Origin of the sequence: Corynebacterium sp. MSK006, assembly GCF_030232385.1 — a bacterium.
GTDB classification, from domain to species: domain Bacteria; phylum Actinomycetota; class Actinomycetes; order Mycobacteriales; family Mycobacteriaceae; genus Corynebacterium; species Corynebacterium frankenforstense_A.
This window is the reverse complement of the sequence record NZ_JASPJZ010000013.1, coordinates 61,149-68,304: the sequence shown is the minus strand read 5'-3', so window position 1 is coordinate 68,304 and position 7,156 is coordinate 61,149. Positions and strand designations below refer to the sequence as shown.

The window sequence follows — 7,156 nt, the reverse complement described above, 5'->3', positions numbered from 1 at the left end:
GCCGGCGGACAAGCCACAAGAAACGCACCACAAAAAGTACATCAACACACTATCGAGTTCTCACACAACACAAGCACACCAGGACCAACACCCTTTTGAAGGCGATGACCCCCGGAAGCTCGGTTCCACCGAGGTTAACACCGTAGCTGACTTCCGTCAACCCCGCGTTAACCCACGGTACCCGCCGCCATCTCGAGACCCCGTGACCGGTCAGCATCTGACCTGGTAGCCGGTGCCTCTCGCGGCGACGAGGTGATAAGTTACGCGTTCCCCCGCATGCTGACAAATCACCTGCATACGGGGGCTTTTTCGGCGCCTGTTTTGTGCGACCCGCGCCGTAGGTCGCATCTTCCGGGCGATTCCGGCACCCGGGGAGGCCGGCCCCGGGGATTCCCTGGGGCCACCAACCCCGGGACGACCACCCACTAGTAGATGGGCTGCTCCTCCACCCGCTCGCGGCGGATGTCCGCACCCAGGCGCGCGAGGTTCTCCACGAAGTCCGGGTACCCGCGGTTGATGTGGTGGACGTCGTGCACGGTCGTCGTCCCATCGGCGACGAGTGCGGCGAGCACCAGACCGGCGCCGGCGCGGATGTCCGAGGACCACACGTCGGTCGAGGACAGCTCCTTGATCCCGCGCAGCACCACGTGATGACCGTCGACGGTGGCGTCCGCACCCAGGCGCAGCATCTCGTCGACGAAGCGGAAGCGAGCCTCGAAGACGTTCTCCGTGATCACCGAGGTGCCCTCCGCGATCGAGGAGATGCCGATGGCCATCGGCTGCAGGTCCGTCGGGAAGCCCGGGAAGGGCAGCGTCTGGTAGTCCGTGGCCACCGGGCGGCGGTCCATGCGCACGCGGAAGCCGTTCTCGTAGGTCTCCACCTCGGCGCCGGCGATCTTCAGCTTCTCCAGCGGCAGGTGCAGGTGGCGCGGCGAGATCCCGCCGACCGTGATGTCGCCCCGGGTCATCGCCGCGGCGTAGGCCCAGGTGCCGGCGACGATGCGGTCGCCGACCACGCGGTGCTCGGTCGGGTGCAGGCTCTCCACGCCGTCGATGACGATCGTCGAGCTGCCCGCCCCCGAGATCCGCGCACCCATGGAGACGAGCATGTCGCACAGGTCCGCGATCTCCGGCTCGCGCGCGGCGTTGTCCAACACCGTGCGCCCGTGGGCGAGCACCGCCGCGGTCAGGATGTTCTCGGTCGCGCCCACCGACGGGAAGTCGAGGTGGATCTCCGCGCCGTGCAGCTCGTCGGCCTCGGCGACCACGGCGCCGTGCTCGATGCGGGTCTTCGCGCCGAGCTTCTCCAGGCCCGACTGGTGCATGTCCAGCGGGCGCGAGCCGATGGCGTCGCCGCCGGGCAGGGCCACCACGGCCCGGCCGCACCGTGAGGTCAGGGGCCCGAGCACGCACACGGAGGCACGGAACTGGCGCACGGCCTCGAAGCTGGCGTCGTGGCTCGGGCGCGCCGGCGTGGTGATGCGCACGGTCTCCCCGTCGACCTCGACGTGGCAGCCCAGGCCCTCGAGCACCTTCTGCATCAGCGGCACGTCGAGGATGCGCGGGCAGTTGGTCAGCGTGGTCGTGCCCTCGGCGAGCAACGCCGCCGCCATGAGCTTGAGCACGCTGTTCTTCGCGCCGCCGACCTTGACCTGGCCGCTGAGCCGGGCGCCACCATTAACGACAAACTGGTCCTTCACACCCGCAAGATTAGCGGCACCCACCGCACCGCGCCGCCCGCAGCACTCCCCCGCACCGCATCCGCCGCGCACGCGCTGCGCGCGCGTCCCGCAACGCCGCCGCCAAGGAGGCTCGGGAGCATCCGCCGCGCACGCGCGGCGCGCGCGGTGTGGGCGGCGACCGCTTCCGCCTCCACGGCGCATCCGCCGCGCACGCGCGGCGCGCGCACGGTCACGCGCCCGCCCCCGCGCGCACAGCGCCCCGCCAGACTTCCTTGATGAGTTCGGCGCGGCCGGCCGCCCGCCCCCGCGCGCACAGCGCCCCGGTACCGCGACGGGGCGGTACCGGGGCGTCGGAAATCAACCGCAGATCAGGGCAGCGCGCCGATGCGGCGGGCGGCATTGACCGCCTCGTAGCGGGTGTGCGCGCCGAGCTTGCGCATCACGGAGCGCAGGTAGCTCTTGACGGTCTCGGCGCCGATGCCCATCTCTTCGGCGGCCTCGACGTTGGTGTGGCCGAGGGCGACGCAGGAGAGCACGTCGAGCTCGCGGGCGGACAGCTTGGTCGTCTGCTTGACGTGGACGGGGCTGACCATCTGGTCGCAGAGGAGCTCGAGCTCGCGGCGCAGCGACTCGTCGGTGATGCGGTTGGTCAGCATGCGCAACTTGGAGTGGGTGGAACGGATCTGCTCCCACTCGGCGCCGTTCATCACGCGGCCGGCCTTGCCGCCGGACTTCACCCCCGCGGCGGTGCGCATCGCGGAGTTGATCGCCAGGTCCTGCTCCAGGGTGCGGGCGGTCATGGTGACCTCCTCGATGACCTTGTCGCCGAGGCGCACCGGCGAGTGGACGCCGACGTAGAGGCAGCCGCGAATCTCGCGGCGCACGATGACCGGCACCGCCACCAGGGAGTACAGGCCCTCGTCCTGGATGATCTTGTCGTTCTCGTGGGAGATGATCGTCGCCCGCGCGTAGTCGCTGACGCCCACCGGTCGACGGCTGGCCACCACGCGGCCGCCCACGCCGACTCCCGGCGGGATGACCAGGTTATGCAGGGCGGGGGTCCGCAGGCCCACCCACTGGGTTATCTGCAGGCGGTTGTCGGGAAGCAGAGTGGCGTACATCGCCACCGGGATACCGGTCGCGTTGCGCAGCGAGGTGAGCGCAACGCGCACGGCTTCATCGTCATCTTTGATCCGCTGGGCTTCCATGCTGTCCTCCTGGGAGGTGCACCCGTTCGTGTGCACCCAGTTACCACACCCGGGCCGGCTTCTCGGGACGCGACCCGACACCCCGAGTATATCCAGCGGCGGGGGTGGGAAGAAATCGGCCTTTCGGCACGTCAATGACCCGACTGCGATTATTTTTCCGGAATGTGTCTCCCCCGGGGGATCCCCCCGAATTGGTAATATCTCTTTTGCTTGTGCCCGATAACGCAGGTCGCAGACCTAAAAGGCAGGTGAGCGTTGCATGTGAGCCACCCCTGAGCGCCCTTGGACGGCGCCGCAAACCGTAGCGTCCGGGCGCGCCCACATGCCCGAACAGGCCTGTTCGGTATCGACACCCGTACATCGTGATTCCACTCACACATAATCCAGACCGTCCTGTCTATAGCGTTCATACCAGGCGGTCTAAAGCTGTGTTAGGGTGTGTGCCGTGGCGCCGCGGGGGACCGCGCGCCGGATAAACACCCCGATCGAAAGAACACTGAGGAGCGATCCCAGACATGACCGTCTACGACAACATCACCGACACCATCGGCAACACCCCGCTGGTTCGTCTGCACCGCCTGACCGAGGGCCTCGAGGCCGACGTCCTGGTCAAGGTCGAGTCCTTCAACCCCGCCAACAGCGTCAAGGACCGCATCGGCAAGGCGATCATCGACGCCGCCGAGGCCTCCGGTGAGCTCAAGCCCGGCGGCACCATCGTCGAGGCGACCTCCGGCAACACCGGCATCGCCCTGGCCATGGTGGGCGCCGCCCGCGGTTACAACGTCGTGCTGACGATGCCGGAGACCATGTCCACCGAGCGTCGCGTCATGCTGCGCGCCTACGGTGCCGAGATCGTGCTGACCCCGGGCGCCGCCGGCATGCAGGGTGCGGTGGACAAGGCCAACGAGATCCTCGCCGAGCGCGAGGGCGCCGTGGCCGCCAACCAGTTCTCCAACCCGGCCAACCCGGAGATCCACCGCAAGACCACCGCCGAGGAGATCTGGAACGACACCGAGGGCAAGGTCGACATCTTCGTCGCCGGCTTCGGCACCGGTGGCACCGTCTCCGGCGTCGGCGAGGTGCTCAAGGAGCGCAAGCCCGAGACCCAGATCTACGCCGTCGAGCCCGCCAGCTCCCCGCTGCTGACCAAGGGCGAGGCCGGCCCGCACAAGATCCAGGGCATCGGCGCCAACTTCATCCCGGAGGTCCTCGACCGCAAGGTCATCGACGAGGTCGTCACCGTCACCAACGAGGACGCCGTCGCCTGGGCCCGCAAGCTCGGCGAGGAGGAGGGTATCCTCGGCGGCATCTCCTCCGGCGGCAACGTCAAGATCGCCCTCGACCTGGCCGCCAAGCCGGAGAACAAGGGCAAGACCATCGTCACCGTCGTCACCGACTTCGGCGAGCGCTACGTCTCCACCCTCCTCTACGAGGACATCCGCAACTAAGCGGTTTTCCGCCCACTGCGGCAGCCCGGGCGGGTGACACCCGCCCATTCAATTCACGACGCCCGCGCACCTCACCCGGTGCGCGGGCGTCGCCGTCTGCGCGGGGCCGGGCGAAGCGCCGCTGGGTGTGGCGCGCCGTTGTTATCATTGCGATATGAGTGTCGTGTCCATGATCATCGAGGACCTGAAGAACGCCCGCGAGCACGATCCGGCCGCGCGCGGCGACGTCGAGAACACCCTGGTCTACTCGGGTCTGCACGCGATCTGGTCGCACCGGGTCTCGCACTGGCTGTGGGTGCGCGGCGTCAAGGGCCCGGCCCGCATCCTGGCCCAGCTCAACCGCTTCTTCACGGGCATCGAGATCCACCCCGGCGCGACGATCGGCCGGCGCTTCTTCATCGACCACGGCATGGGCATCGTCATCGGCGAGACCGCCGAGATCGGCGACGGCGTCATGCTCTACCACGGCGTGACCCTCGGCGGGCAGGTGCTCACCCAGACCAAGCGCCACCCCACCATCGAGGACGACGTGGTCATCGGCGCCGGCGCGAAGGTGCTCGGGCCGATCACCATCGGCAAGGGCTCCGCGGTGGGCGCCAACGCCGTGGTGACCAAGGACGTGCCCGCCAACTGCATCGCCGTCGGCATCCCGGCGCAGTGCCGCCCGCGCGGCCGCGACGAGCGCCGCCACCTGGTCGACCCGGACTACTACGTCTCCCGCGGGGCCTACGAGATCTAGGGGGATCCGGCGCGCGGTCGAGTCTGCCTGAAGCTTGGCCGCGGCGAGGCGCGGGGCGAGACCGACGCCCGGAGGTCGGCGCACCGGTCAGTCCGCCGTCACCGGACGGCGCCGCTCGGGGACGGGCAGGAACGCCGTGGCACTGGTCGCCAGGAAGACCACGCCGAAGAGCACCCACAGACCCGGCGGCAGGTACGGCATGAACACCCCGGGCCGCCCGGTCACCGCGACGTGGACGACGAGCGTGTACCAGAGGCCGCAGAGCACGGCCGTCAGCGCCGCGGCCAGGTAGGGGAAGAGGATCGCCCAGAACTGGGCGTGCCGCAGGCTGAGCCGGGTGCGCCCGAGCAGCCACAGCGGGGCGAAGAACCGGTGCATCCGCGCCCGCTTGCCCATCACCGCCACGGCGAGCACCAGGCAGATCGCCAGCAACGTGTAGGCGGCGGTGGGGATGAACCCGGCCGTGCCGTCGCCGTGCGGGCCGTACATGATCTGGCTGTCCATGTCGACGTGCCGGGCCCACTCGTCGGCCGCTTCGACCCGCAGACCCCCGAGGTCCCTCCCGGCGGCGGAAAAGTCTCCGTTCCCGGACTCAGCTGGCCCGTCGAAGGCCGCGGCGTCGAGGACGGGCAGACCCCAGTCCGGGTTGACCGGCGGGTCGTCCGAGAGCCCGGAGAACGGCACCATGAAGCCCGGGTAGAACGGGCTGCCGCTCTCCGCGGGCCCACCCTGGACTCGTCCCTCCTGGTCGTTCTCGCCCGGGATCTGCTGCTCCTGCGCAGCGTCCTCCGGCGTCTGCTCCTCCTGGCCGGCGTTCTCCCGGGCCTGCTTCTCTTGCACGCCGTCCTCCGGCGTCCCGAACGCCCAGCCGACGTCGAGGACCTCCACCAGGACGCGTGGATCGGAGCCGGCCAGCGAGTAGTCCGAGGCCCGCTCGCGGGGAACGGAGGTCTCCCCCTCCGGCCCGTAGGCCGAGGGCTGCCAGTAGACCACGCCCAGGCAGTCGTCCCCGAGCTCGCCGCAGACCTCCTCGGCCCGCCCCGGCTCGAGCAGCCGGTGGTCGCCGTCGACGACCACCGGGGCGTCGGAGAACTTTTCCGCGGCGGCGTGGTCGGCGGCCCACAGCGCCGCCTGCGCCCCGGTGAACCCGGCCAACGGGATGGCCACCAGTGCGGTGGCCAGCCCGACCCTCGACATCGTGCCGACGCTCCCAGCGGACCGGATGCCCACCGCCGGCGCGGACCAGCCGCCGATGCGCCTGAGCCCCTCGGAGACCACGCGGGCGAGGAAGCGCCCGACGGGCCCTGCCAGCGTCACCGCGAGGAACGGCAGGGTGAACACCAGCACCAGGACCACCCAGCCGGGCGGCTCGGTGAGCATACACCACACACCCGCGACGATGTTCACGCACGCCAACGTCCACCCCGCGAGCGTCGTCAAGCTCACTGAACGCCTGCGGTGCTCGCCTGCGCCCGCCTCCCCGCGCGCCAGCGCCTTGTCGACGCGGATCGTGCCCACGCCGGGCAGGTAGATCAGAAAGATGATGATCGCCGAGCTCCACGCCACGTCCAGCGGCGAGCCCCACGTGTGCGGCAGCTCCTTGTTCAGCCCGAGGAGGATGACGCGGAAGAGCGGGGTGGCCAGAAGCCGGCCGAGCACGACGGCCGAGGCGGTGCCCAACACCGCGAGCAGGAGTCCCTGGACCATCAGGCGACGTCGGAAGAACGCGCCGGTCACCCCGAGGTTGCGCAGGGCGTCGATGGTGGGACGGTGGTCGGAGACGAAGTTGCGGTGCGCCAGGCGGATGCCGGCGACGGCCGGGACGACGGCGATCAGGCTCATGTTGGTCACGCCGGCCTTGAAGTCCGGGCTGCCGCCGGTGGAGAAGGCGACGTAGAGGATCGTGCCGACGAGCGTGCCGATCACGACGGCGGCGAGCACGATGCCGCCGATGTGGGGCCCCGCCGTAGTGGCCAGCTCGTGGCGGTAGGCGGCACGGGGCGTGGTCCTGCGGGCCGGGCGCGGGTTCTTCGGACCCGGGTTCTCACGGTCCCGGCGTGTGGTCGCGGTGCTCACCCG

Annotated in this window: 5 protein-coding genes; 2 read left to right on the top strand and 3 right to left on the bottom strand. The window is 70.0% G+C overall.

The window, feature by feature from the left end; translation table 11 throughout:
- Positions 1–425: 425 nt before the first annotated feature.
- Both murA and ramA read right to left on the bottom strand, forming a co-directional pair.
- Entirely contained in the window at positions 426–1,700 is a 1,275-nt protein-coding gene (murA, locus tag QQA02_RS08430; protein ID WP_284775821.1) for a UDP-N-acetylglucosamine 1-carboxyvinyltransferase, read from the bottom strand.
- 350 nt (positions 1,701–2,050) lie between these two features.
- Entirely contained in the window at positions 2,051–2,890 is an 840-nt protein-coding gene (gene ramA / locus QQA02_RS08425; protein ID WP_284775818.1) for an acetate metabolism transcriptional regulator RamA, read from the bottom strand.
- A 515-nt stretch (positions 2,891–3,405) separates the two neighbouring features.
- Between ramA and cysK the strand changes: the two genes are divergently transcribed.
- Positions 3,406–4,338 carry a cysteine synthase A gene (gene cysK / locus QQA02_RS08420; RefSeq protein ID WP_284775816.1) on the top strand — a complete coding sequence of 311 codons (933 nt, stop codon included), beginning with the start codon at positions 3,406–3,408 and terminating at the stop codon, positions 4,336–4,338.
- 154 nt (positions 4,339–4,492) lie between these two features.
- On the top strand, positions 4,493–5,077 hold the full coding sequence (epsC, locus tag QQA02_RS08415; protein WP_284864095.1) for a serine O-acetyltransferase EpsC: 585 nt from the start codon (positions 4,493–4,495) through the stop codon (positions 5,075–5,077).
- Between the two features lie 87 nt (positions 5,078–5,164).
- Here epsC and QQA02_RS08410 read toward each other — a convergent pair whose 3' ends face one another.
- Positions 5,165–7,153 (bottom strand): FtsX-like permease family protein, encoded by a 1,989-nt coding sequence (locus tag QQA02_RS08410; RefSeq protein WP_284864093.1) that lies wholly within the window; start codon positions 7,151–7,153, stop codon positions 5,165–5,167.
- Positions 7,154–7,156 lie beyond the last annotated feature (3 nt).

Bases quoted from the DNA above. Each gene is read 5' to 3' on its own strand.
- epsC (WP_284864095.1), top strand. From the start codon at position 4,493: ATGAGTGTCGTGTCCATGATCATCGAGGACCTGAAGAACGCCCGCGAG.
- cysK (WP_284775816.1), top strand. From the start codon at position 3,406: ATGACCGTCTACGACAACATCACCGACACCATCGGCAACACCCCGCTG.
- ramA (WP_284775818.1), bottom strand. From the start codon at position 2,890: ATGGAAGCCCAGCGGATCAAAGATGACGATGAAGCCGTGCGCGTTGCG.